The organism is Novosphingobium sp. (assembly GCF_027489515.1).
Classification (GTDB): Bacteria; Pseudomonadota; Alphaproteobacteria; order Sphingomonadales; family Sphingomonadaceae; genus Novosphingobium.
Genome location: NZ_JAIXZS010000064.1, coordinates 19,563 through 42,421, shown reverse-complemented (window position 1 = coordinate 42,421; position 22,859 = coordinate 19,563). Strand labels below are relative to the sequence as shown.

The window sequence follows — 22,859 nt, the reverse complement described above, 5'->3', positions numbered from 1 at the left end:
GGGTAACAGAACCTACGCGTCGCGTGGTTTCTGATACTGCAAATCAGTAGCATTCAGCAATCATTCGTATGCAGTGCCAAAGGGCGCGGAAAACTGCGGAAAGCAGGGTCATCCACAGACAAAAGCTAGGATTTTGAGCCTCATCGGGTCATGCCGCACTTGCACATGGTGCCTCCCGGGACTAGGGCGCGGGGCGACATAGAAACAGGCGAGTCAATCCCTTGGCCGAGCAAATGCCCTATCTCGCGCAATATCTGCCGATCCTGATCTTCCTCGGCATCGCACTCGCGCTTTCGTGCGTGTTCGTGTTCCTGCCGATGGGCGTTTCGCGGCTCACCGGTGCACACAACCCCAATGCCGAGAAGCTCAGCGAGTATGAATGCGGCTTCCCTGCGTTCGAGGATCCGCGCAGCCAGTTCGACGTGCGCTTCTACCTTGTGGCGATCCTGTTCATCATCTTCGACCTCGAAGCGGCGTTCCTGTTTCCCTGGGCGGTGAGCCTCAAGGAAAGCGGCTGGGCCGGTTGGGGCACGATGATGGTGTTCCTGTTCGAGCTGATCATCGGCTTCATATACGCCTGGAAGAAGGGCGCGCTGGATTGGGAATGAGCACCATGACGACCTCATCGATCATCCCGGCAACTGCGGCCGACCTGCCTGCGGCGCCTGATGCCGCCTTCTTCGACAGCCTGAATGCCGAAGTTTCGGACAAGGGCTTCCTCGTGACTTCGACCGAGGAGCTGTTCCAGTGGGCGCGTACCGGCTCGCTGTGGTGGATGACCTTCGGCCTTGCCTGCTGCGCGGTCGAGATGATCCACGTGAACATGCCGCGTTATGACATGGAGCGCTTCGGCGTCGCCCCGCGCGCTTCGCCGCGCCAGTCGGACGTGATGATCGTGGCCGGCACGCTGTGCAACAAGATGGCCCCGGCGCTGCGCAAGGTCTACGATCAGATGTCGGACCCCAAGTACGTCATCTCGATGGGCAGCTGTGCCAATGGCGGCGGCTATTATCACTACAGCTATTCGGTGGTGCGTGGCTGCGACCGCATCGTGCCGGTCGACATCTATGTACCCGGCTGCCCGCCGACTGCCGAAGCACTGCTCTATGGCGTGATGCAGCTGCAGCGGAAGATCCGCCGCGCCGGCACGATCGAGCGCTGAGAGGGCTGCTGAGATGACCGTCCTTCATTCCGCCCCGCGCTACGCCCCGTTTGATGGCGTGCTGGAAACGCTGTCCGCCGCGCTGGGCGACATGATCGTCTCCGCGCGCGAACAGCATGGCGAGATCGTGATCCATGTGGTGCGCGAGCGCATCGTTGAGGCGCTGCGCGCGCTGCGCGATACGCATGAGTACCAGCAGTTGATGGACATCGCGGGCGCCGACTACCCCTCGCGGCCTGAGCGGTTCGAGGTGGTCTACTGCCTGCTTTCGCTGACGAAGAACCACCGCCTGATCGTCAAGGTCGCGACCGACGAGGCGACGCCGGTGCCGACCGCGACGGTGCTCTGGCCCAATGCCGGCTGGTATGAGCGCGAAGTCTACGACATGTATGGCGTGCTGTTTGCCGGGCACCCGGACCTGCGCCGCATCCTCACCGACTACGGTTTCCAGGGCCATCCGTTCCGCAAGGACTTCCCGCTGACGGGCTATGTCGAGCTGCGCTATTCGGAAGAGGACAAGCGCGTTGTCTACGAGAAGGTCGAGCTCGCGCAGGATCTGCGCCAGTTCGATTTCATGAGCCCGTGGGAAGGCGCGGACTACGTACTACCGGGTGACGAGAAGGGTGCGCCCGTTCCGCCCGCGCCGGCACCGGTTGCCACCGCGCCGGACACCAAGGGTGAGGCCAAGGCCGACGTGCCCAAGACGACCGACAAGCCCGCCGACACTGGTGCTGGCGAGAAGGCCAATGCCGAGGCCGCGAAGCCGGTTTCGCCGGGGGCGCCCGTTGCCACCGCGACGCCGGAACCGGGCGCCCCTGATCCGACCGAGGACCGGCCCGCGCGCAAGCCCCGCGCGAAGAAGGAACCGACGGTTCCTGCCGAGGGTGAGGCCGAGAAGCCCAAGCGTACCCGCAAGAAGAAGACCGAGGGAGAAGGCGCATGAGCCTCAGCCTTGAACAGTCGCCCACTACCGGCGACGAGGTCATTTCGAACTACACCATCAACTTCGGCCCGCAGCACCCGGCGGCGCACGGCGTGCTGCGCATGGTGATGGAGCTCGACGGCGAGATTATCGAGCGCATCGATCCGCATGTCGGCCTGCTCCACCGCGGCACGGAAAAGCTGATCGAGCACAAGACCTATCTGCAGGCGCTGCCCTACTTCGACCGGCTGGATTACTGCTCGCCGCTCGCGATGGAGCACTCCTATGTGCTGGCGATCGAGAAGTTGCTCAACATCGAGGTGCCGCTGCGCGCGCAGTATCTGCGGGTGCTGTTTGCCGAGCTGACGCGCATCTGCAACCACATGCTGAACCTGGGTTCGCACGTCATGGACGTCGGCGCGATGACGCCGAACCTGTGGCTGTTCGAGATCCGCGAGGATTGCCTCAACTTCTTCGAACGCGCTTCGGGCGCGCGGATGCATGCGGCGTGGTTCCGCCCCGGCGGCGTGCATCAGGACGTGCCGCTCAAGCTGCTGACCGACATTGCGGATTGGCTCGATACGCGCCTGCCGCAGCTTTTCGAGGACGCGATGAGCCTCGTCGTCGACAACCGCATCTTCAAGCAGCGCAATGTCGATATCGCGGTGGTGAGCCGCGATGATGCGATTGCCTGGGGCTTTTCCGGCCCGATGATCCGCGCGGCGGGCATTCCGTGGGACCTCAGGAAGAGCCAGCCCTACGACGTCTATGACCGCATGGACTTCGAGATTCCAGTGGGCACGCGTTCGGATTGCTACGACCGGTTCATGGTGCGTGTGGAAGAGGTCCGCCAGTCCGCGCGGATCATGAAGCAGTGCCTCGCTGAAATGCCCGAAGGCCCGGTTTCGAGCAGTGACCGCAAGGTGGTGCCGCCCAAGCGCGGCGAGATGAAGCAATCGATGGAAGCGCTGATCCATCACTTCAAGCTCTACACCGAAGGCTTCCACGTGCCGGCGGGCGAAGTCTACGTCGCGACCGAAAGCCCCAAAGGCGAGTTCGGCGTCTATCTGGTGTCGGACGGTTCGAACAAACCCTACCGCTGCAAGATCCGCCCGACCGCGTTTTCGCACCTGCAGGCGATGGACTTCATGTCGAAGGGCCACATGCTGCCCGACGCGACCGCCATTCTGGGCGCGATCGATGTGGTGTTCGGGGAGTGCGACCGGTGAGCAAGCTCGCCACCGCAACGGCCATGATCGAGGCCTACAACGCGCAGGATGCGGACCTCTACGTGTCCTACATGACCGACGATGCCTGCGAGGCGGGCTATCGCGGGACGGTGGTGCGTGAAGGCAAGGAAGGCACGCGCGAAGGTCTCAAGAAGATGTTCGCTGAGTTCCCGGAGAACCGCGCCGAGATCGTCAAGGCCTATGCGCTGGGCGAATACGTCGTGCTGCATGAACTGGTGCGGCGTTCGGCGGCGGCGGAGCCGTTCGAGGTGCTCACGATCTACAGTTTCGAGGGCGACAAGTGCGCCCGCGTGGAGTTCATTCGCTGATGGCTGACCGTCATATCGAACCCGATACCCCCGAGCTTCGGGCGCGTTGGGGCAGCTTTGCCTGGACGGCGGAAAACGCTGAAAAGGCGAAGGAAATCATCGCACGCTATCCAGCGGGGCGGCAGCGCTCGGCGGTGATGCCGCTGCTTGATCTCGCGCAGCGCCAGGTCGGCGCGGAAGAGAACACGCAAGGCTGGCTGCCGATTCCGGTGATGGAATATGTGGCCAAGCAGCTCGACATGCCGATCATCCGCGTGGTCGAGGTCGCGACGTTCTACACGATGTACAACATCGCGCCGATCGGCCGGTTCCACGTGCAGGTCTGCGGGACGACGCCGTGCATGCTGCGCGGGTCTGACGACATCATGGCGGCGTGCAAGGCGCGCGGGCTCAAGAAGGGCCACACGACGGACGACGGCGTGTTCACGCTGACCGAAGTGGAATGCATGGGCAACTGCGCCTCCGCGCCGATGGTCCAGATAAACGATGACAACTACGAGGATCTGACCGCGGCGGACATGACGCGCATCCTCGATGAGCTGGCAGCGGGCAAGCAGCCGAAGACGGGTACGCAGCTGCCGGGCCGCCACACCGTCGAGCCGATCGGCGGGCCGACGAGCCTGACCGCGATGGTTGGTGCGAACCATGATTACCGGGGGGAATGGTGATGGCGCGCGCGAAAGGGCTCTTGGCGGTCGGCATTGCATTCATGGTGATCGGTATGGTCGATCTGGCGCGTGACGGGTCAATCGGGTCCGCCTTCATTGCGCTTGGCGCGGTGTTCATTGCGCTCAGCACGCGCGGCGATGCGCCGAAGAACAACGGAGCGAATGATGCTCGCTGACAAGGACCGCATTTTCACCAACCTCTACGGCTATCAGCCGTGGAACCTGAAGGCGGCGAGAGGCCGCGGGGATTGGGACAATACCAAGGCCCTGATGGAGCGCGGGCAGGACGCGATCATCGAGGAAATCAAGGCTTCGGGCCTGCGTGGGCGCGGCGGGGCGGGTTTCCCGACCGGCATGAAGTGGTCGTTCATGCCCAAGGAGAGCAAGGATGGCCGTCCAAGCTTCCTCGTCATCAATGCCGACGAGTCCGAACCCGGTTCGTGCAAGGACCGCGAGATCATCCGCCACGATCCGCACAAGCTGATCGAAGGCGCGCTCGTCGCGGGCTATGCGATGCGCGCGCGGGCCGCCTATATCTACATTCGCGGTGAGTACATCCGCGAGGCGGAGACGCTGTTTGCCGCCGTGGCCGAAGCCTATGAGGCGGGTCTCCTGGGCAAGAACGCCTGCGGTTCGGGCTATGACTTCGACGTCTTCGTCCACCGCGGTGCGGGCGCCTACATCTGCGGCGAAGAAACCGCGATGATCGAGAGCCTCGAGGGCAAGAAGGGCCAGCCGCGCCTCAAGCCGCCGTTCCCGGCAGGCGCAGGTCTTTATGGCTGCCCGACGACGGTGAACAATGTCGAGAGCATCGCGGTTGCGCCGACGATCCTGCGGCGCGGCGCGGCGTGGTTCTCGAGCTTCGGGCGCGACAACAACAAGGGCACCAAGCTCTTCCAGATCAGCGGGCATGTGAACAAGCCCTGCGTGGTGGAAGAGGCGATGAGCATCCCGTTCAGCGAGCTGATCGAGAAGCACTGCGGCGGCATTCGCGGCGGGCGCGACAACCTCCTCGCGGTGATCCCCGGCGGGTCTTCGGTGCCGCTGGTGCCGGCGGCGGAGATCTGGGACGCGCCGATGGACTTCGACGGCCTCCGCGCTGTCGGTTCGGGCCTCGGCACGGCGGCGGTGATCGTGATGGACAAGTCCACCGACATCGTCCGCGCGATCAGCCGGCTTTCCTACTTCTACAAGCACGAAAGCTGCGGCCAGTGCACCCCGTGCCGCGAAGGCACTGGCTGGATGTGGCGCGTGATGGAGCGCCTGCGCACCGGCGACGCCGCGGTCGAGGAAATCGACATGCTGCAGCAGGTGACCAAGCAGGTCGAAGGCCACACGATCTGCGCGCTGGGCGACGCGGCGGCCTGGCCGATCCAGGGCTTGATCCGCCACTTCCGGCCCGAGATCGAGCGCCGGATTGCGGAGAACCAGCGGGAGGCGGCGGAGTGAGGTTGGCTGTTACTCCAGAACGCATTGAGGCCGAATACCGCCGACTGGGGTACCAGATCGGTTGGCGGTTCATGACTTGCCCTGCACGGCAGTTTGACGACCCGGAAGTCTTGCTCGTGTCATTGAATCCGAGTGGACGTGTCGAGCATGGCCCGAGTTGGTCCCAAGAAGGTGGCAGCGCATATGTGGACGAAAGCTGGGACGGACAAGCGGTAGGCAAAGACACGCTTCAGATCCAAATTCAGAGACTTGTCGCCCACCTCGGGGTTTCGTTTGATAAGGTCGCTTCGGCTCATTTCGTCCCATTTCGCAGTGAACGATGGGCTGATTTAATGCGATCGAGTGAAGCAGTGGCCTTTTCCAAAACTTTGTGGGCCGATTTCATCTCGGGAATGACGCCTAAGTACGTGGTTTGCCTCGGGACGAAGGTTGGTGAGTACATTCCCGCACTTTTTGGCGTGAAGCGAATGGTAAAGAAGATGACGGGTTGGGGTAACATCACTCTATCCGTCGGCGAGACATCTTATGGTGGTCAGATCATAGTATTACCGCATCTCGGGACGTTTAAATTGTTCTCTCGTGCTGAATGCGCACCGTATCTCAAGTCAGCAATTGGGCCGGGAATTTTTGCTAATGCCTAAACTCAAAGTCGACGGCGTAGAGCTCGAAGTCCCCGCAGGCGCGACGGTGCTGCAGGCGTGCGAGCTCGCCGGCAAGGAAATCCCCCGGTTCTGCTATCACGAGCGGCTCAGCATCGCGGGCAACTGCCGCATGTGTCTGGTCGAAGTGAAGCCCGGGCCGCCCAAGCCGCAGGCTTCGTGTGCGCTTCCGGCCTCGGAAGGCCAGGAAATCCGCACCGACAGCGAGATGGTCAAGAAGGCGCGGGAAGGGGTGATGGAGTTCCTCCTCATCAACCACCCGCTCGATTGCCCGATCTGCGATCAGGGCGGCGAGTGCGACCTGCAGGACCAGTCGGTAGCCTATGGCCGCGGCGCCTCGCGCTATGACGAGAACAAGCGCGCGGTGACCGACAAGTACATGGGCCCGCTGATCAAGACGACGATGACACGGTGCATCCACTGCACCCGCTGCGTGCGCTTCTCGGAAGAGATCGCGGGCGTGGACGAGATCGGCGCGCTCTATCGCGGCGAGGTGATGCAGATTTCGACGTACCTTGAAGGCGCGGCGAAGCATGAGCTTTCGGCGAACGTGATCGACCTGTGTCCGGTCGGCGCGCTGACGTCCAAGCCTTATGCGTTCGAGGCGCGGCCGTGGGAGCTGAAGAAGACGCTGGGCATCGACGTTTCGGACGCGGTCGGCTCTAACATCCGCATCGACAGCCGCGGGCGCGAGGTGCTGCGCATCCTCCCGCGCGTCAACGATGACGTGAACGAGGAATGGCTTTCCGACCGTGCGCGTTACGTGGTCGACGGCCTGACGCGCCGCCGCTTGGACAAGCCGTGGCTGCGCAAGGACGGCAAGCTGACGGCGGCGAGCTGGGCTGAGGCGTTTGATGCGGTCGCCAAAATCAATCCGGGCGCTTCGGTGGCGGTGATCTCCGGCGATCAGGTCGATTGTGAGACGATGTTTGCGGCCAAGGCCTTGGCGCGCGCGCTGGGTTCGAGCCTGCTCGAAGGCCGGCAGACGGGCCTTGCCTATACCGCGACCAACATGGCCGCGGTGGCGTTCAACTCGACCTTCGCTGGTATCGAAGAGGCCGACGCGATCGTGATCGTGGGCAGCCACGTGCGCGACGAAGCGCCGCTGGTGAACACGCGGCTGCGCAAGGCGGCCAAGAAGGGCGCGAAGGTCTTCGTGCTCGGCGCGGCGTGGGAGCCGACGTATCCGGCGACCTTCCTTGGCGAAGATGCGGGCCTTCTCAATGACGTGCCGGCCGAAGTTGTCGCCGCGTTCGAGGGTGCCAAGAAGCCTGCGATCATCATTGGCGGCGCTGGCCTTGCCAAGGGCGCGCTGGAGGCCGGTCTCGCCTTTGCCGAGCGCTTCAAGCTGGTGACGGACGAATGGAACGGCTTCAACGTGCTGCATATGGCGGCTAGCCGCATGGGCGGGCTGATGCTGGGCTATGCGCAGCCGGGCGGGCTGGGTGATCTGGTGGCCGCCAAGCCGAAGATGGTGATTTCGCTGGGCGCGGACGAGGTGGATTACACCAGGTTTGCAGGCTCGATGATCGTGCATATCGGCCATCACGGCGACAAGGCGGCGCATGCGGCAGACGTGATCCTGCCCGCGGCGGCGTTTACCGAGAAGGACGGCACTTACGTCAATACCGAGGGCCGGGTGCAGTATTCGGAGCGTGCGGTCTATGCGCCCGGAGACGCGCGGGAGGACTGGACGATCCTGCGCGCGATGGCGGATGCGCTGGGCGTTTCGGTCGGGTTCGACAGCTTCGAGCAATTGCGCGCGGCGATGATTGCCGAGGTGCCGGCTTTGGGCGTTGAAGGGCTGGCCGATTATGGCGCGCTGCCGGCGGCTCCGAAGGGGGCAAAGGCGGAAGGGCTGATTGCAGGGTACCCGATCAAGGATCACTACCTGACGAACGCCATCGCGCGGTCTAGCCCGACTTTGCAGCGCTGTTCGGCGGAATTGCTCCACGGTGAAAGCTTTGCGGAGGCCGCGGAATGATCCCGTTTTTTGAAGCGCGGGGCCTCTCGTTCGAGGCGGCTTGGACCGTCTCGACGATTGCGGAAATCCTGCTGATCGCCTTGCCGGTGATGCTGGCGGTGGCGCTCGTCATCTATGCCGACCGCAAGATCTGGGCTTCGATGGCGCTGCGGCGCGGGCCGAATGTGGTGGGGCCGTTCGGCATCCTCCAGTCGTTCGCGGACGGCCTCAAGGTCTTCCTGCAGGAAACCATCATCCCTTCGGCGGCGAACAAGGGCCTGTTCCTGATCGCGCCGATCATCACGTTCACGGTCGCGCTGATGGCCTGGGCGGTGATCCCGTTCAATTCGGGCGCGGTGCTGGCGGATATCAATGTCGGCCTGCTCTATGTCCTCGCGATATCGTCGCTGGGGGTTTACGGGGTGGTGATCGCGGGTTGGTCGTCGAACTCGAAATACCCGTTTTTCAGTGCGATGCGCGCCTCGGCTCAGATGATTTCCTATGAAGTCTCGATCGGCTTCATCCTCATCTGCGTGGTGCTGTGGGCGGGCTCGTTCAACTTGAACGAGATCGTCAAGGCGCAGAAGGACCACGTCTGGATCATCAACGGCTTCGTGGCGAACCCGCTGCTGTTCCCGGTCTGGGTGATGTTCCTGATCTCGGGCATGGCCGAAACCGCGCGCGCGCCGTTCGACCTGACCGAGGCGGAAAGCGAGCTCGTGGCGGGCTATCAGACCGAATACTCGTCGATGGCCTTCGCGCTCTACTGGCTGGGCGAATATGCCAACGTGCTGCTGATGTGCGCGCTCAACGCCACGCTGTTCTGGGGCGGATGGCTGCCGCCGCTCGACATTCCGGTGCTCTATCTGGTGCCCGGCCTTGTCTGGCTGCTGCTCAAGATCCTGTTTTTCTTCTTCATCTTCAGCTGGGTCAAGGCGACGGTGCCGCGCTACCGCTATGACCAGCTGATGCGGCTGGGCTGGAAGATCTTCCTGCCGCTCTCGCTGTTCTTCGTGTTCGCGATCAGCGGATACCTCATGGCCACCGGACATTTCGCATGACCGTCTCGCAGATCATCAAGAGCTTCACGCTGTGGGAGTTCGTCAAGGCGCACTGGCTGACCTTGAAGTACCTCTTCAAGCCCAAGGCGACGATCAACTACCCGTTCGAGAAGAACCCGCTCTCCCCGCGCTTTCGCGGCGAACACGCGCTGCGCCGTTATCCCAACGGCGAAGAGCGCTGCATCGCGTGCAAGCTGTGCGAGGCGGTGTGCCCGGCGCAGGCGATCACCATCGAGGCGGAGCCCCGCGAGGACGGCAGCCGCCGCACCACGCGCTATGACATCGACATGACCAAGTGCATCTTCTGCGGCTTCTGCCAGGAAGCCTGCCCGGTCGATGCCATCGTCGAGGGTCCGAACTTCGAATACGCCACCGAAACGCGCGAGGAGCTCTTGTACGACAAGGCCAAGCTGCTCGCCAACGGGGACAAGTGGGAGCGGGCACTGGCCGCGAACCTTGAAGCCGATGCACCGTACCGCTAGGGGCCCCGCAACATGATCCAGGCCTTTGCCTTTTATCTGTTTACGGCGATCATGCTGTTCAGCGCGGTTTCCGTGATCTTCGCCCGCAATCCGGTCCATTCGGTGCTCTGGCTGATCCTCGCGTTCTTCAACGCGGCGGGGCTGATGGTGCTGGTCGGCGCGGAATTCATCGCGATGCTGCTGGTCATCGTCTACGTTGGCGCGGTCGCGGTGCTGTTCCTGTTCGTCGTGATGATGCTCGACATCGACTTTTCGGAAATGCGCGCGGGTTTCATCAGGAATGCGCCGCTGGGGCTGCTGATTGCGGTGGTCTTGCTGGCCGAGCTTGGCATGGGCCTTGGCGCGTGGAAGACCGGCGCGCTGCAGCTGGGCACCGCGAGCGGCGCTGCGGCGACGCCGGACGGGCTTTCCAATACGGCCGCGATCGGCGCGCTGCTCTACACGCGCTACCTGTTCCTGTTCGAGGCGGCGGGGATCATTCTGCTCGTCGCGATGATTGGCGCCATCGTGCTGACGCACCGCCAGCGCAGCGACACGCGCGGGCAGAACGTGGGCCGGCAGGTCGCGCGGCGTCCCGAGGACGCGACGGTCAACGTCAAGCCCGCCGTGGGCCAAGGGGTGACGCTGTGATTGGCATTGAACATTATGTCGCGGTGAGCTCGATCCTGTTCGTGCTCGGCGTGCTGGGGATCTTCCTCAACCGCAAGAACGTGATCGTCATCCTCATGGCGATCGAGCTGATCCTGCTCGCGGTGAACATCAATTTCGTCGCGTTCAGCGCGTTCCTGCACGACCTTGTCGGCCAGATCTTCGCGATGTTCGTGCTGACGGTGGCGGCGGGCGAGGCGGCGATTGGCCTTGCCATCCTCGTCATCTTCTTCCGCGGCCGCGGCACGATCGCAGTCGATGACGTCAATCGGATGAAGGGGTAAGCGGACCGTGCATCCGATCCAACTTATCGTTTTCCTGCCGCTGCTGGCAGCGTTGGTCGCAGGGCTGGGCGCCCGGCTGATCGGCAAGGTGCCGGCCAAGCTCGTGACGACGGGGGCGTTGTTCGCATCCTGCGCGCTGTCGTGGCCGATCTTCCTTTCGTTCCTGTCTGGCAGCGCCGAGGCTTCGGTCGTGCCGGTGCTGCAGTGGGTGCGTTCGGGCGATCTCGACTTTGCATGGGCGCTGCGGGTCGACACGCTGACCGCGATCATGCTGGTGGTTATCACCAGCGTCTCGGCGCTCGTCCACCTGTACTCTTGGGGCTACATGGACGAGGACCCGGATCAGCCGCGGTTCTTCGCCTACCTTTCGCTGTTCACCTTCGCGATGCTGCTGCTGGTGACGGCAGACAACCTCGTGCAGATGTTCTTCGGCTGGGAAGGGGTGGGCCTCGCCTCGTACCTCCTGATCGGGTTCTGGTTCAGGAAGCCCTCGGCCAACGCCGCCGCGATGAAGGCCTTCGTGGTCAACCGCGTGGGTGACCTTGGCTTCATGATGGGCATTTTCGGCACGTTCCTGGTGTTCGGCACCGTTTCGATCCCGGCGATCCTGGCAGCAGCGCCGGGCATGGCGGGCAGCACGATCGGGTTCCTCGGCCACCGGTTCGACACGATGACGGTGCTCTGCATCCTTCTGTTCATCGGCGCGATGGGCAAGTCGGCGCAGCTGGGCCTCCACACCTGGCTGCCGGACGCGATGGAAGGCCCGACCCCGGTTTCGGCGCTGATCCACGCCGCGACCATGGTGACTGCGGGGGTGTTCATGGTCTGCCGTCTTTCGCCGATGTTCCAGGCGAGCGAAACCGCGATGCATGTGGTGACTTATGTCGGCGCGGCGACGCTGTTTTTCGCGGCGACCATCGGCACGACGCAATGGGATATCAAGCGCGTCATCGCCTATTCGACCTGCTCGCAGCTCGGCTACATGTTCGTGGCGGCGGGCGTGGGCGCGCCGGGAGCGGCGATGTTCCACCTCTTCACCCACGCGTTCTTCAAGGCGCTACTGTTCCTTGGCGCGGGCTCGGTGATCCATGCGATGCACCACGAGCAGGACATGCGGTACTACGGCGGCCTGCGGAAGCACATCCCGCTCACGTTCTGGGCAATGATGATGGGCACGCTGGCGATCACCGGGGTCGGCATTGTCGATGTGTTCGGGTTCGCGGGCTTCTATTCGAAGGACTCGATCCTCGAGGCGGCCTACGGCGCTGGCACGGCCAGCGGCCACTTCGGCTTCTGGATGGGGATCACCGCTGCGCTGCTGACGAGCTTCTATTCATGGCGCCTGATGTTCCTGACCTTCTGGGGCAAGCCGCGCTGGGAGCAGTCCGAGCATATCCAGCATGCCGTGCATGATGCGCACGGGCATGGGCATGACGATCACGCGCATGGCCATGATGATCATGCGCACAGCCACGCCCATAGCCACGACGGCACGGCGGGCTATCACCCGCACGAGAGCCCGCTTTCGATGCTGTTGCCACTGGCGCTGCTGTCGGTCGGCGCGGTGCTGGCTGGCTTCGTGTTCCACCACGCCTTCATCAGCGAGGGCGGCGGGGAGTTCTGGAAGGGCAGCGTCGCGTTCAGCGAGCACCTGATCCACGCGATGCATGAAGTGCCGGAGTGGGTGAAGTGGGCGCCGTTCGCGGTCATGGCCACCGGCCTTCTCGCGGCCTATGTCGCCTATATCGCCAATCCGGGCCTGCCTGCTGCGTTTGCGGGCGCCATCGGGCCGCTGTACCGCTTCGTGCTGAACAAGTGGTACTTCGACGAACTCTACAACGCGGTCTTCGTGAAGCCTGCGATGGTGCTCGGCCGCCTGTTCTGGAAGCAGGGTGATATCGGGATCATCGACCGCTTCGGCCCCAATGGCGCGGCCGCGCTGGTCGCCCGCAGCAGCCGGATCGCGGTGCGCCTGCAGTCCGGATACCTTAACAGCTATGCGCTGGTCATGCTCGTCGGCCTTGTCGGCGCGGTCAGCTGGGTGATTGCGAAATGAGCGGCTTTCCTATCCTGAGCCTCATGCTTCTCGTGCCGCTGGTCGGCGCGGTGGCCTGCCTCATGGCAGGGCGCGAGCAGGCGCGCATGATCGCGCTGGTGGCGACGCTGATCGATCTGGTGCTCGGCGCGGTGCTGTGGTCGCACTACCAGATCGGCGGCCCGCAGTGGCAGTTCCAGGAACACGCCTCGGTGTTCGCCGGCTTCGAGTGGAAGCTTGGCATCGATGGGATCGCGCTGCTGCTGATTGCACTCACCGTGTTCCTCATGCCTATTTGCATCGGCGCGAGCTGGAACGCGATCGAGAAGCGCGCGGGCGAGTATTATGCCAACTTCCTGATCATGGAGACGCTGATGATCGGCGTCTTCGCAGCGCAGGACCTGTTCCTGTTCTACATCATGTTCGAGGCTGGCCTGATCCCGATGTATCTGATCATCGGCATCTGGGGCGGGGCAGACCGCATCTACGCCAGCTACAAGTTCTTCCTCTACACGCTGCTCGGCTCGGTGCTGATGCTGATCGCGATGATGTGGATGGCGAACGAGGCGGGCACGACCGATATCCCGACGCTGATGTCGTACAACTTTCCGCCGCACGCGCAGACCTGGCTGTGGCTGGCATTCTTCGCCAGCTTTGCGGTGAAGATGCCGATGTGGCCGACGCATACCTGGCTGCCCGACGCACACGTGCAGGCGCCAACCGCAGGCTCGGTGATCCTTGCGGGCGTGCTGCTCAAGATGGGCGGCTACGGCTTCATCCGCTTCTCGCTGCCGATGTTCCCAGAGGCCTCCGCGCAGTTCGCGCCGCTGATCTATGGGCTTTCGATGGCGGCAGTCGTCATCACCTCGCTGATCGCGCTGGTGCAGCACGACATGAAGAAGCTGATAGCCTATTCTTCGGTTGCGCACATGGCGATCGTGACAGTGGGGCTGTTCGCCTTCAACCGGCAGGGGCTGGAAGGCTCGATGATCGTGATGCTGAGCCATGGCATTGTCTCGGGCGCGCTGTTCCTTGCCGTCGGGGTGATCTACGACCGGCTGCACACCCGTGAGATCGACCGTTACGGCGGCCTTGCGATCAACATGCCAGCCTATGCGCTGTTCTTCATGCTGTTCACGATGGCCTCGGTCGGCCTGCCGGGCACGAGCGGCTTCGTCGGCGAGTTCCTCTCGCTCATGGGCATCTACGCGCAATCGAGCTGGGTGGCACTGGTGTGCACCACTGGTATCATCCTTGGCGCGGCCTACATGCTCTACCTTTATCGCCGCGTGGTGTTCGGGGTGCAGAAGAACGCGGACGCGGCGGCGATGCCCGATCTCGATGCGCGCGAATGGGCCATGATGATCCCGCTTGGGCTCGCGGTGCTGTGGATGGGCGTCTATCCGGAAACCTTCCTCGCGCCGATGCGCAAGGATATCGCAGGCCTTGAAGCGCGGCTCGCGCAGGCGCGGCCCAAGGGCGACGCCGATGTGCAGCTGGCGGCGATCCCGCCGGCCGCGGCGACACATGAACATGGGGATGCAATGGAACACGGCGCCAAGGCCGAGGCTCAGGCCGTTCACGAGGGAGCACGCTGATGGAACTGCTGCGCTCTCTGGCGATCACCGGGACCGAGGAAGTCCTCAGCATCTCGGGTCTGATCCTGCTGCTTGCCGCCGCATGGGGCGGTGACAAGGCGAGCCGCGCGATTTCGATTGCGGCGGTGGCCGCGCTGACCGTCTGCGCCGTGCTCACCGTGCCGGCGCTGAGCGGGGCTGCGATGGGCCCCGCCGTCAGTGCGTGGAACGGGCAGTTCAGCGGCGATGCCTTTGCTGCCTTCGGCAAGCTGCTGATCTATGTCGGTGCTGCTGTCACGCTGATCGTCGCACCCGCCTTCTTCGAGCGCGAGAATGCGATGCGCGCCGAATTCCCGCTGCTCGTGCTGCTCGCTTCGATGGGCATGGGCATGATGGTTTCGGCGACCGACACGCTTGCGCTCTATATCGGGCTCGAGCTCAACAGCCTTGCCGCCTACGTCATGGCTTCGTTCCTTCGCAGCGACGAGCGCTCGGCAGAAGCGGGCCTCAAGTACTTCGTGCTGGGATCGCTCGCTTCGGGCATTCTGCTTTACGGCATCAGCCTGACCTATGGCTTCACCGGCGCCACGAGCTTTGGCGGCATCCACGCCGCGCTGGCCGGGCCGCTTTCGATGGGAGCGACCTTCGGGATCGTGTTCGTGCTCGCGGGCCTTGCTTTCAAGGTGAGCGCCGCGCCGTTCCACATGTGGACACCCGACGTCTATGAAGGCGCGCCGACCCCGGTGACGACCTTCTTCGCGACCGCACCCAAGGTGGCCGCGCTCGCGCTGCTGATGCGCGTGAGCTTGTTTGCTTTCGGCGCGCAGCCAGGGGCGTGGCAGCAGATCGTCATCTTCGTGGCGCTGCTCTCGATCGTGATCGGTGCACTCGGCGCGATCGGGCAGGACAACATCAAGCGTCTGCTGGCCTATTCGTCGATCAACAACGTCGGCTTCATGCTGATCGGCCTTGCTTGCGCCAATCAGGCGGGCGCAGCGGCGATGCTGGTCTACCTTGCGATCTATGTCGCGATGTCGGTCGCCGGCTTCGTCGCGGTGCTGATGCTGCGCGATGCGGACGGCGCGCCGGTGGAATCGATCGCGGCGATGGCAGGCCTTTCCAAGACCCGGCCGATGCTGGCGCTCGCGCTGGCGGCGGTCATGTTCAGCCTTGCGGGTATTCCGCCGCTGTTCGGGTTCTGGGGCAAGTTCGTGGTGTTCCAGGCGGCGGTGCAGGCGAACCTGCTTTCACTCGCGGCCATCGGTATTGCGGCTTCAGTGATCGGCGCTTTCTACTACATCAAGGTCGTCAAGGTGATGTACTTCGACGAGGCCGCTGAAGTGGTGACGGGCCAGAGTGACATGGCGCAGCGCGTGCTGCTGTTCGTGTCGGTCGTTGCAATCTCGCCGCTGGGCTACCTGCTGACGAAGTCGCTGGGCGTGCTGGCCGGCCATGCCGCCGCCGCGCTGTTCCACATTGCATGATGTGCTGAGCGGGCTGTGCCGGACCCGCTGATCAAGGTCGTCGCGGAGATTGCCTCGACCAACACCGCCCTGCTGGCCCGGCTGGCTGAAGGCGAGGCTCCGGCGGAAGGGCACTGGCTGGTCGCCGACCGGCAGACCGCTGGGCGGGGGCGCGCCGGGCGCGCCTGGTCCGACGGCTTCGGCAACTTCATGGGCTCGACTGCGGTTGCCCTGCGCGACAGCGAGACTCTGCCGCAGACGCTGGCGCTGGTGGCCGGGGTGAGCGTGCACCGCGCGCTGATGCAGGTCGTGCCGGCGCTTTCGGGCCTTGCGCTGAAGTGGCCCAACGACCTGCTGGTGGGTGAGGCCAAGCTGGGCGGCATTCTGCTCGAGCGGCAGCGCGACGCGGTGATTGTCGGCATCGGGGTCAATCTGGCGGGGGCGCCGGAGGTGGCGGGGCGCAAGACGGTCTCGCTTGCTGCGCTGGGGTATTCGGTCAGCCGCGATGCATTTGCCTCGGCATTGGCGGCGACGTGGGCCGAGGATCTCACCGCGTGGCACGCCGGGTCCTGGCCGATACTGCGCGAGGACTGGCTGGCGCGCACGCTGCCGAAGGGCACGCTGCTGGGGGTTAACCTCACCGAGGAAGGCCACGTGATCGGCGGTTTCGCCGGGCTCGAGCCCGATGGCGCGGTGCTTCTGCGCTTGGCGGACGGCACGGTCCGTGCCATCCACGCCGGCGATGTCGAACTGATCGGCGCAAGTGGAGAGAGCGATGCTTCTGGCGGTTGACGTCGGCAACACCAATGTCGTGTTCGCGCTGTTCGATGGCCGCGAAATCCGCTCGCGTTGGCGGGTGGCGACCGATCCGCGGCGCACGGCGGATGAATATGCGGTCTGGCTGCTCCAGTTGATGAAGCTGCAGGGCTTCGATCCCGAACGCGTGCGGCAGATCCTGATTTCCACCGTGGTGCCGCGCGCGCTGCACAACTTGCAGGTGCTGGGGCAGAAGTACTTTGGCATCGATCCGCTGATCGCCGGTCAGCCGCCGGTGGAGTGGGGCTTTGTCGCCGATGTCGAGCAGCCGCGCTCGCTGGGGGCAGACCGTGCGGTCAATACCGTGGCGGCGCATGCGAAGTATGAGGGCGATCTGATCGTCGTCGATTTCGGGACGGCGACGACCTTCGACGTTGTCGACGCAGACGGGTCCTACAAGGGCGGGATCATCGCGCCGGGCATCAATCTTTCGCTCGATGCTCTGGTGACGGCGGCGGCCAAGCTGCCGCGCATCGCCATCGCGCCGCCGCAGGGCAACAATCGCAGTGTGATCGGCCGTAACACCGAAGATCAGATGCAGATCGGGGTGTTCTGGGGCTATGTGGCGATGATGGAAGGCCTGATATCCCGACTGCGCGCCGAAATCGGCCGACCCGCCAAGGTGGTTGCCACCGGCGGGCTCGCCGTCCTGTTCGACGAGCACACGACGATCTTCGATCACGTCGACACCGACCTGACGCTGGACGGCATTGCCATTCTGGCCGAGCGCGTCGGCAAGTCCTGATTTTTCGGGCTCGAGGGCCCCAAGTGAACTGGAATCTGTGTGAAACCCGGTAAGGAATTGCTGTTTCTCGCGCTCGGCGGATCGGGCGAGATCGGCATGAACGTCAATCTCTACGGCTGCAATGGCAAGTGGCTGATGGTCGATCTCGGCATGACATTCGCCGACCCGTACTATCCGGGGGTCGACCTCGTGTTTGCGGACCTCAGTTTCATCGAGGAGCGGCTCGACGATCTGGTGGGCGTGGTGCTGACGCATGCGCACGAGGACCATATCGGCGCGGTGCCCTATTTCGCGCTCGATCTGGGCGTGCCGCTCTATGCGACGCCGTTCACCGCGCGGCTGGTGGCCGAGAAGCTGGCCGAGGCGGGCATCTCGAAGCAGGTGACGCTCAATACCATTCCCAACGATTCGTCGCTGAGCCTCGGGCCGTTCGACGTGCGCTACGTGCCGCTGGCGCACTCGATTGCCGAGGGCAACGCGCTGGTGATCGAGACGCCGCACGGGCGCGTGTTCCACACCGGCGACTGGAAGCTGGATGACGAACCGCTGATCGGCGTGCCGGCAACCGAGGGCGAATTGAGGGCACTGGGCGACGAGGGCGTGCTGGCGCTCGTTTGCGATTCGACCAACGTGTTCAATTCCAAGCCCTCCGGCTCCGAAGGCGCGGTGCGCGCCGGGCTGATGGAGATGGTCGCTGGTCTCAACGGCAAGCGGGTGGTCGTCACCACTTTTGCCTCCAACGTGGCGCGGCTGCAGACGCTGGGCGAAGTGGCACTCGCGACCGGGCGCAAGCTCTGCGTGGCGGGGCGCTCGCTCGACCGGATCATCGGCGTGGCGCAGGCGAGCGGATACCTGAAGGACTTTCCCGACACGGTGAGCATGGACGAGGCGATGGATCTGCCGCGCGGGCAGGTGCTGGTGCTGGCGACCGGCGGGCAGGGCGAAGCGCGTGCGGCACTGGCGCGGATCGCTTCGGATTCGCATCCCGTGCGGCTCGAGAAGGGCGATGCGGTGATCTTTTCGAGCCGCCAGATCCCCGGCAACGAGCTGGCGATCGGGCGCGTGCAGAACCAGCTGGCGGCAAAGGGGGTCGAGCTCCTGACGGACCGGCAGGGCATGATCCACGTTTCAGGCCATCCGGGGCGGCCGGAGCTGGAGGCGCTCTACAGCTGGATCCGGCCCGAAATCCTGGTGCCGGTGCACGGCGAGATGCGCCACATGGCCGAGCAGGCGCGGCTGGGCAAGGCGAGCGGCATCCCGCGCACCATCGTCCAGAAGAACGGTGATGTGGTGCGGCTGGCACCGGACGGGCCGGCCAAGCTTTCGGAAGTGCGCAATGGCCGGCTGGTCCTCGACGGCGATATCATCGCGCCCGCTGACGGCAGCGCAATGGGGCAGCGGCGCAAGCTTGCCGAAAGCGGACTGGTGGTCGCCGCGCTGGCGGTTTCGGCCGCGGGCAAGCTCACCTCGGCGGTGGAGATCGCTGCGGTCGGCCTGCCGCTCGAGGAGGACATGGACGAGTTCATCGCCGAGGCGCAGGGCGACGTCGAAAAGGCCGTGGCCGCGATCAAGGGCGACAAGAAGCGCGACCGGGCAGCGATATCCGAGACTGTACGGCTGACAGTGCGACGCGCGGCGCAGCGCTGGTCGGGCAAGAAGCCGGTCGTCCAGGTCATGCTGCGGGAAGGCTGAGGCGATGAAGTGGACATCGATCGCCGCGATCTGGGCGCTGTTCTGGGTGCTTTCGGCGTTCCTCGTCATGCCCTTCGGCGTGCGCACGGCGGATGAGCTTGGCGTGGACAAGGTGCCGGGACAGGCGCCGAGCGCACCGGCGAACTTCAACCCGCGCCGCATTCTGCTGCGCGCGACGGTGCTCTCGACAGTACTGTTCTGGCTCTACTACGCGAACTACGTGAACCGCTGGATCACGATTCAGGACCTTGATATCGCGCCCCTGCTGGGGATTTGAGTGGCAGCCTCAGAGGATGAAGTCTGCTGCGGTTGGCGCAAGTCCAGTTGGATTTGCAAGCGTCGATGGTGTGACAACAATGAGCACCACTTCAGCTGAAGCGTCATTGTCGGTGTTCAATCGCACCACAAAAATGTTGCTGGCGAAGGTTTCGACCAGCACTGTTCCGGGCGCGTTTTCCGTGAAAGCGGTACCGTCGATCAACTGGAAGGCCTGATTGCCGTCACGCGTTGCATCGGCGTCGATCCGCTGCAGGTCGATCAAGTCGCCCTGCGCGTGGTTGAAATCGCGGATGATGTCAAACGAGATGGCTGCCTTCGGGTTGTACGGAGCAAAATCAGCCAAGGAATTGAAAACGAAGGTATCGGCGCCCTGGCCGCCATAGACGTTATCGAGCCCCTTGCTGCCGATAATGCGATCATCTCCGGCGCCGCCCAGAATGCGGTCGTTTCCGCCGCCACCGTCGAGGCTGTCATTTCCGGCACCACCGTAGAGCCGATCATCGCCGAAACTGCCGAACAGACGATCTGCGCCGTCATCGCCATAGATCTTGTCGTTGCCCGCGCCGCCGAAGATGTAATCGTTTCCGGCAAAGCCGCGCAATTCATCGTTGCTCGCGCCGCCGGTGATCTTGTCGTTTCCGGCCCAGATCAGATCATTGAGTGCGCCGACATCACCATTGCCAGCGGCAATGCCCAAATCGCGAAAAGCGATATTGAGCCCTTCAACGGTATAGAACGGGTTGGAAACGCCGATTACTGTGCCGGTAAGCGTGAAGAGATTGAGGCCATCAAGGGACTTGAAAGTCAGGTAGTCCGAATTGAGTGTATAGGTGACACTCAGGTTGTCAGGACTGAAGGTCGGATTAGAGGACTGATCATAAAGGAGAATCTGCAGCGTTGAATCGGTGAAGAAGTTGCTCGCCGAAGTACCGGCAAGTCCTTTGATAGTGGCTGTAGCCATCGAAACCGTCCCCCCAATTCTTCTGTTCAGAAGGGGAGTGTATACTTTAAGCCGGATTAAGCAAGGCCGCCAAGCAAAGCCTGACGAGGCGACGGATTACACGCCTTCGAGCGCATACCCCGCCGAGCGGACGGTGCGGACCGGATCGGCGGCACCGGGGATCGCGATGGCCTGACGCAGGCGGCGAATGTGGACGTCGACCGTGCGCAGTTCGATATCGCTGCCGCTGCCCCAGACAGCATCGAGCAGCTGCCCGCGCGAGAAGACGCGGCCCGGATGCTCCATGAAATGGCGCAGCAGGCGGAACTCGGTCGGCCCGATCTTGATCGCCTGCCCGCGGCGGGTGACGCGGTGCGCGGTCGGATCGAGCGAAAGGTCGCCCACGGTGATCGTCTCACCAGCAAGGGCGGGGCGCACACGGCGCAGCACGGCGCCGACGCGGGCGATCAGCTCGCGCGGGGAGAACGGCTTGGTGACATAGTCGTCCGCGCCGGTTTCGAGCCCGCGCACGCGGTCGTCCTCATCGCTGCGGGCGGTGAGGATGATGATGGGGACATGCGCGGTCGCCTTGCTGCGGCGCAGGCGGCGGCAGACTTCAATGCCGCTGGTACCGCCGATCATCCAGTCGAGCAGGACCAGATCGGGCGTGTCCTCGGCCGCGAGGAGCAGGGCCTCGTCGCCGTCGTCGGTGGTGCGAACGTCGTAGCCTTCGCCGCGAAACCGGTATTCGACCAGTTCGGCCAGCGCGGTATCATCCTCAACCAGAAGCAGCTTCGGCGCGGACATCGAAAACCCCTGATGAAACTTCCCGACCGCCGGACATGACAGTCACATTGCGCAAGCACGACAATTGTTACGCCGTCGTGACGCGCTGTCATGGCGCGCTGTCGTGCGCAGGACCAACCCGCTCAGACCGGTGGGATCACGTCGTCGCGTTCGGGCATATAGGTGCCGGTGGCAGCATAATGCACCATCTCGGCAATGTTGGTGGCGTGATCGCCGATCCGCTCGATATTGCGGGCGACGAACATGAGCTGGGCGACCGAGCTGATCGTCGCCGGGTTCTCGACCATGTAGGAGACGAAGTTGCGGAACACGCTGTCGTAGAAGGCATCTACCTTGGCATCACGCTTGACGATCTCGGCGGCAGCGACGGGATCGCGCGCGGCATAGGCGGTGAGCACATCGTGGACCATGTCGCCCGCGAGTTCGTTCATCACCGGGAGGAGGGTAAGCGGCTCGAAGCGCTTGCGGCCTTCGATATGCCCGACGCGCTTGGCGATGTTCTTGGCATAATCGCCGATCCGCTCGATCACGCCGGCGATCTTGAGCGCCGCGATCACTTCACGCAGATCATCCGCCATCGGCGCGCGCAACGCGAGCACGCGCACCGCGAGGCGGTCAACCTCGCCCTCCAGATGGTCGATCCGCTTGTCGCGCGCGATCACGCCTTCGGCGAGGTCCTGGTTGCCGCTGACGAGCGCATCCATGGCCTCCGCCACCGAAAGCTCGGCCAGGCCGCCCATTTCCGCAACGAGACCGCGCAGCCTGGTGATGTCCTCATCGAACGCCTTGACGGTATGTTCGGCCATCATCGTTCCTTACCTCAGCCGTATCGGCCGGTGATGTAGTCCTTGGTCTTCTCTTCCCGAGGGTTTGTGAAGATATCCGAGGTTGTACCGTATTCGACGATCTTGCCGAGATGGAAAAATGCGGTCCGCTGCGAAACACGTGCGGCCTGCTGCATCGAGTGGGTAACGATCACAATGGCATAGCGGCCGCGCAGTTCGTCGATCAGCTCCTCGATGCGCGCGGTGGCGATGGGATCGAGCGCCGAGCAGGGCTCGTCCATCAGGATCACTTCGGGATCGACCGCAATCGCGCGCGCGATGCACAGGCGCTGTTGCTGACCGCCCGAGAGCGCGGTGCCGCTGTCGGTCAGCCGGTCCTTGACCTCGTCCCACAGCCCCGCGCGCTGGAGCGACAGCTCGACGATGCCGTCAAGCTCGCCTTTGCTGCCGGTGATGCCGTGGATGCGCGGCCCGTAGGCGATGTTTTCGTAGATCGACTTGGGGAAGGGGTTCGGCTTCTGAAACACCATGCCGACGCGTGCGCGGAGCTGCACCACGTCCATGCCCGAGCGGTAGATATCGGCTCCGTCGAGCAGGATCTCGCCTTCCACGCGCGCGCTCGGGATCGTGTCGTTCATGCGGTTGAGGCTGCGCAGGAATGTCGATTTGCCGCAGCCCGAAGGGCCGATGAACGCCGTCACGTAGTTCTGCGGGATTTCGATCGAGACATCGTCGATCGCGCGCTTCTGGCCATAGAAGACGGAAACACTTCGCGCGCTGATCTTGGAGGGGCCGACCGGTTCGGGGAACACGGGGTCCGCAGATGGGTTCGCCGCTTCAGCAGCCGTGACAGGAGCGTTCATG

The 22,859-nt window shown here is 63.9% G+C and carries 25 protein-coding genes; 21 read left to right on the top strand and 4 right to left on the bottom strand.

Annotated features, from left to right (window positions below; genetic code table 11):
- Positions 1-233: 233 nt before the first annotated feature.
- The 21 genes from Q0082_RS11515 to Q0082_RS11415 are packed head-to-tail and all read left to right on the top strand — an operon-like array spanning position 234 to position 19,461.
- Complete coding sequence (locus tag Q0082_RS11515) at positions 234-608, top strand: NADH-quinone oxidoreductase subunit A (protein ID WP_298173075.1); 375 nt, start codon at positions 234-236, stop codon at positions 606-608.
- On the top strand, positions 605-1,162 hold the full coding sequence (locus Q0082_RS11510; protein ID WP_298192632.1) for an NADH-quinone oxidoreductase subunit B: 558 nt from the start codon (positions 605-607) through the stop codon (positions 1,160-1,162). Before Q0082_RS11515 ends, Q0082_RS11510 begins: the two co-directional genes overlap by 4 nt.
- Before the next feature lie 13 nt (positions 1,163-1,175).
- A complete protein-coding gene (locus Q0082_RS11505; protein ID WP_298192630.1) occupies positions 1,176-2,105 on the top strand; it encodes an NADH-quinone oxidoreductase subunit C in 930 nt (309 codons plus the stop codon).
- Positions 2,102-3,313: an NADH-quinone oxidoreductase subunit D gene (locus Q0082_RS11500; protein ID WP_298192628.1), complete on the top strand. Its 1,212-nt coding sequence runs from the start codon at positions 2,102-2,104 to the stop codon at positions 3,311-3,313. Before Q0082_RS11505 ends, Q0082_RS11500 begins: the two co-directional genes overlap by 4 nt.
- Positions 3,310-3,642, top strand: coding sequence for a nuclear transport factor 2 family protein (locus Q0082_RS11495; RefSeq protein WP_298192626.1), 333 nt, complete (start codon positions 3,310-3,312; stop codon positions 3,640-3,642). The genes Q0082_RS11500 and Q0082_RS11495 overlap by 4 nt, the downstream gene beginning before the upstream one ends.
- Positions 3,642-4,310 carry an NAD(P)H-dependent oxidoreductase subunit E gene (locus tag Q0082_RS11490; protein ID WP_298192624.1) on the top strand — a complete coding sequence of 223 codons (669 nt, stop codon included), beginning with the start codon at positions 3,642-3,644 and terminating at the stop codon, positions 4,308-4,310. Before Q0082_RS11495 ends, Q0082_RS11490 begins: the two co-directional genes overlap by 1 nt.
- Positions 4,310-4,486 (top strand): hypothetical protein, encoded by a 177-nt coding sequence (locus Q0082_RS11485; protein ID WP_298192622.1) that lies wholly within the window; start codon positions 4,310-4,312, stop codon positions 4,484-4,486. Before Q0082_RS11490 ends, Q0082_RS11485 begins: the two co-directional genes overlap by 1 nt.
- Positions 4,473-5,759, top strand: a complete 1,287-nt coding sequence (gene nuoF / locus Q0082_RS11480; RefSeq protein ID WP_298192620.1) for an NADH-quinone oxidoreductase subunit NuoF — start codon at positions 4,473-4,475, stop codon at positions 5,757-5,759. Before Q0082_RS11485 ends, nuoF begins: the two co-directional genes overlap by 14 nt.
- The gene (locus Q0082_RS11475) at positions 5,756-6,400 is read left to right on the top strand and encodes a hypothetical protein (RefSeq protein ID WP_298192617.1); all 645 of its coding nucleotides are present in this window, start codon (positions 5,756-5,758) and stop codon (positions 6,398-6,400) included. The genes nuoF and Q0082_RS11475 overlap by 4 nt, the downstream gene beginning before the upstream one ends.
- Positions 6,393-8,402: an NADH-quinone oxidoreductase subunit NuoG gene (nuoG, locus tag Q0082_RS11470; protein ID WP_298192615.1), complete on the top strand. Its 2,010-nt coding sequence runs from the start codon at positions 6,393-6,395 to the stop codon at positions 8,400-8,402. Before Q0082_RS11475 ends, nuoG begins: the two co-directional genes overlap by 8 nt.
- A complete protein-coding gene (gene nuoH, locus Q0082_RS11465; RefSeq protein ID WP_298192614.1) occupies positions 8,399-9,442 on the top strand; it encodes an NADH-quinone oxidoreductase subunit NuoH in 1,044 nt (347 codons plus the stop codon). The genes nuoG and nuoH overlap by 4 nt, the downstream gene beginning before the upstream one ends.
- Positions 9,439-9,924, top strand: coding sequence for an NADH-quinone oxidoreductase subunit NuoI (gene nuoI, locus Q0082_RS11460; protein WP_054120871.1), 486 nt, complete (start codon positions 9,439-9,441; stop codon positions 9,922-9,924). Before nuoH ends, nuoI begins: the two co-directional genes overlap by 4 nt.
- A 12-nt stretch (positions 9,925-9,936) precedes the next feature.
- The gene (locus Q0082_RS11455; protein WP_298192611.1) at positions 9,937-10,554 is read left to right on the top strand and encodes an NADH-quinone oxidoreductase subunit J; all 618 of its coding nucleotides are present in this window, start codon (positions 9,937-9,939) and stop codon (positions 10,552-10,554) included.
- Positions 10,551-10,856 carry an NADH-quinone oxidoreductase subunit NuoK gene (gene nuoK / locus Q0082_RS11450; RefSeq protein WP_298192610.1) on the top strand — a complete coding sequence of 102 codons (306 nt, stop codon included), beginning with the start codon at positions 10,551-10,553 and terminating at the stop codon, positions 10,854-10,856. Before Q0082_RS11455 ends, nuoK begins: the two co-directional genes overlap by 4 nt.
- A gap of 7 nt (positions 10,857-10,863) precedes the next feature.
- Positions 10,864-12,912: an NADH-quinone oxidoreductase subunit L gene (nuoL, locus tag Q0082_RS11445; protein ID WP_298192608.1), complete on the top strand. Its 2,049-nt coding sequence runs from the start codon at positions 10,864-10,866 to the stop codon at positions 12,910-12,912.
- Positions 12,909-14,489: an NADH-quinone oxidoreductase subunit M gene (locus tag Q0082_RS11440; RefSeq protein WP_298192607.1), complete on the top strand. Its 1,581-nt coding sequence runs from the start codon at positions 12,909-12,911 to the stop codon at positions 14,487-14,489. The genes nuoL and Q0082_RS11440 overlap by 4 nt, the downstream gene beginning before the upstream one ends.
- Entirely contained in the window at positions 14,489-15,952 is a 1,464-nt protein-coding gene (nuoN, locus tag Q0082_RS11435) for an NADH-quinone oxidoreductase subunit NuoN (RefSeq protein WP_298192605.1), read from the top strand. The genes Q0082_RS11440 and nuoN overlap by 1 nt, the downstream gene beginning before the upstream one ends.
- Before the next feature lie 15 nt (positions 15,953-15,967).
- Positions 15,968-16,723, top strand: coding sequence for a biotin--[acetyl-CoA-carboxylase] ligase (locus Q0082_RS11430; RefSeq protein WP_298192603.1), 756 nt, complete (start codon positions 15,968-15,970; stop codon positions 16,721-16,723).
- A complete protein-coding gene (locus Q0082_RS11425; RefSeq protein ID WP_298192601.1) occupies positions 16,707-17,492 on the top strand; it encodes a type III pantothenate kinase in 786 nt (261 codons plus the stop codon). Before Q0082_RS11430 ends, Q0082_RS11425 begins: the two co-directional genes overlap by 17 nt.
- A gap of 39 nt (positions 17,493-17,531) precedes the next feature.
- Positions 17,532-19,184, top strand: a complete 1,653-nt coding sequence (locus Q0082_RS11420; protein ID WP_298192600.1) for a ribonuclease J — start codon at positions 17,532-17,534, stop codon at positions 19,182-19,184.
- A gap of 4 nt (positions 19,185-19,188) precedes the next feature.
- On the top strand, positions 19,189-19,461 hold the full coding sequence (locus Q0082_RS11415; protein WP_298192597.1) for a DUF1467 family protein: 273 nt from the start codon (positions 19,189-19,191) through the stop codon (positions 19,459-19,461).
- 9 nt (positions 19,462-19,470) lie between these two features.
- Here Q0082_RS11415 and Q0082_RS11410 read toward each other — a convergent pair whose 3' ends face one another.
- The 4 genes from Q0082_RS11410 to pstB form a co-directional block, all read right to left on the bottom strand.
- Positions 19,471-20,424 (bottom strand): hypothetical protein, encoded by a 954-nt coding sequence (locus Q0082_RS11410; RefSeq protein ID WP_298192596.1) that lies wholly within the window; start codon positions 20,422-20,424, stop codon positions 19,471-19,473.
- Between the two features lie 96 nt (positions 20,425-20,520).
- A complete protein-coding gene (gene phoB / locus Q0082_RS11405; protein ID WP_298192594.1) occupies positions 20,521-21,210 on the bottom strand; it encodes a phosphate regulon transcriptional regulator PhoB in 690 nt (229 codons plus the stop codon).
- A 122-nt stretch (positions 21,211-21,332) separates the two neighbouring features.
- Positions 21,333-22,019, bottom strand: coding sequence for a phosphate signaling complex protein PhoU (phoU, locus tag Q0082_RS11400; RefSeq protein ID WP_298192591.1), 687 nt, complete (start codon positions 22,017-22,019; stop codon positions 21,333-21,335).
- An 11-nt stretch (positions 22,020-22,030) separates the two neighbouring features.
- On the bottom strand, positions 22,031-22,858 hold the full coding sequence (gene pstB / locus Q0082_RS11395; RefSeq protein WP_298192589.1) for a phosphate ABC transporter ATP-binding protein PstB: 828 nt from the start codon (positions 22,856-22,858) through the stop codon (positions 22,031-22,033).
- Position 22,859: the final 1 nt, after the last annotated feature.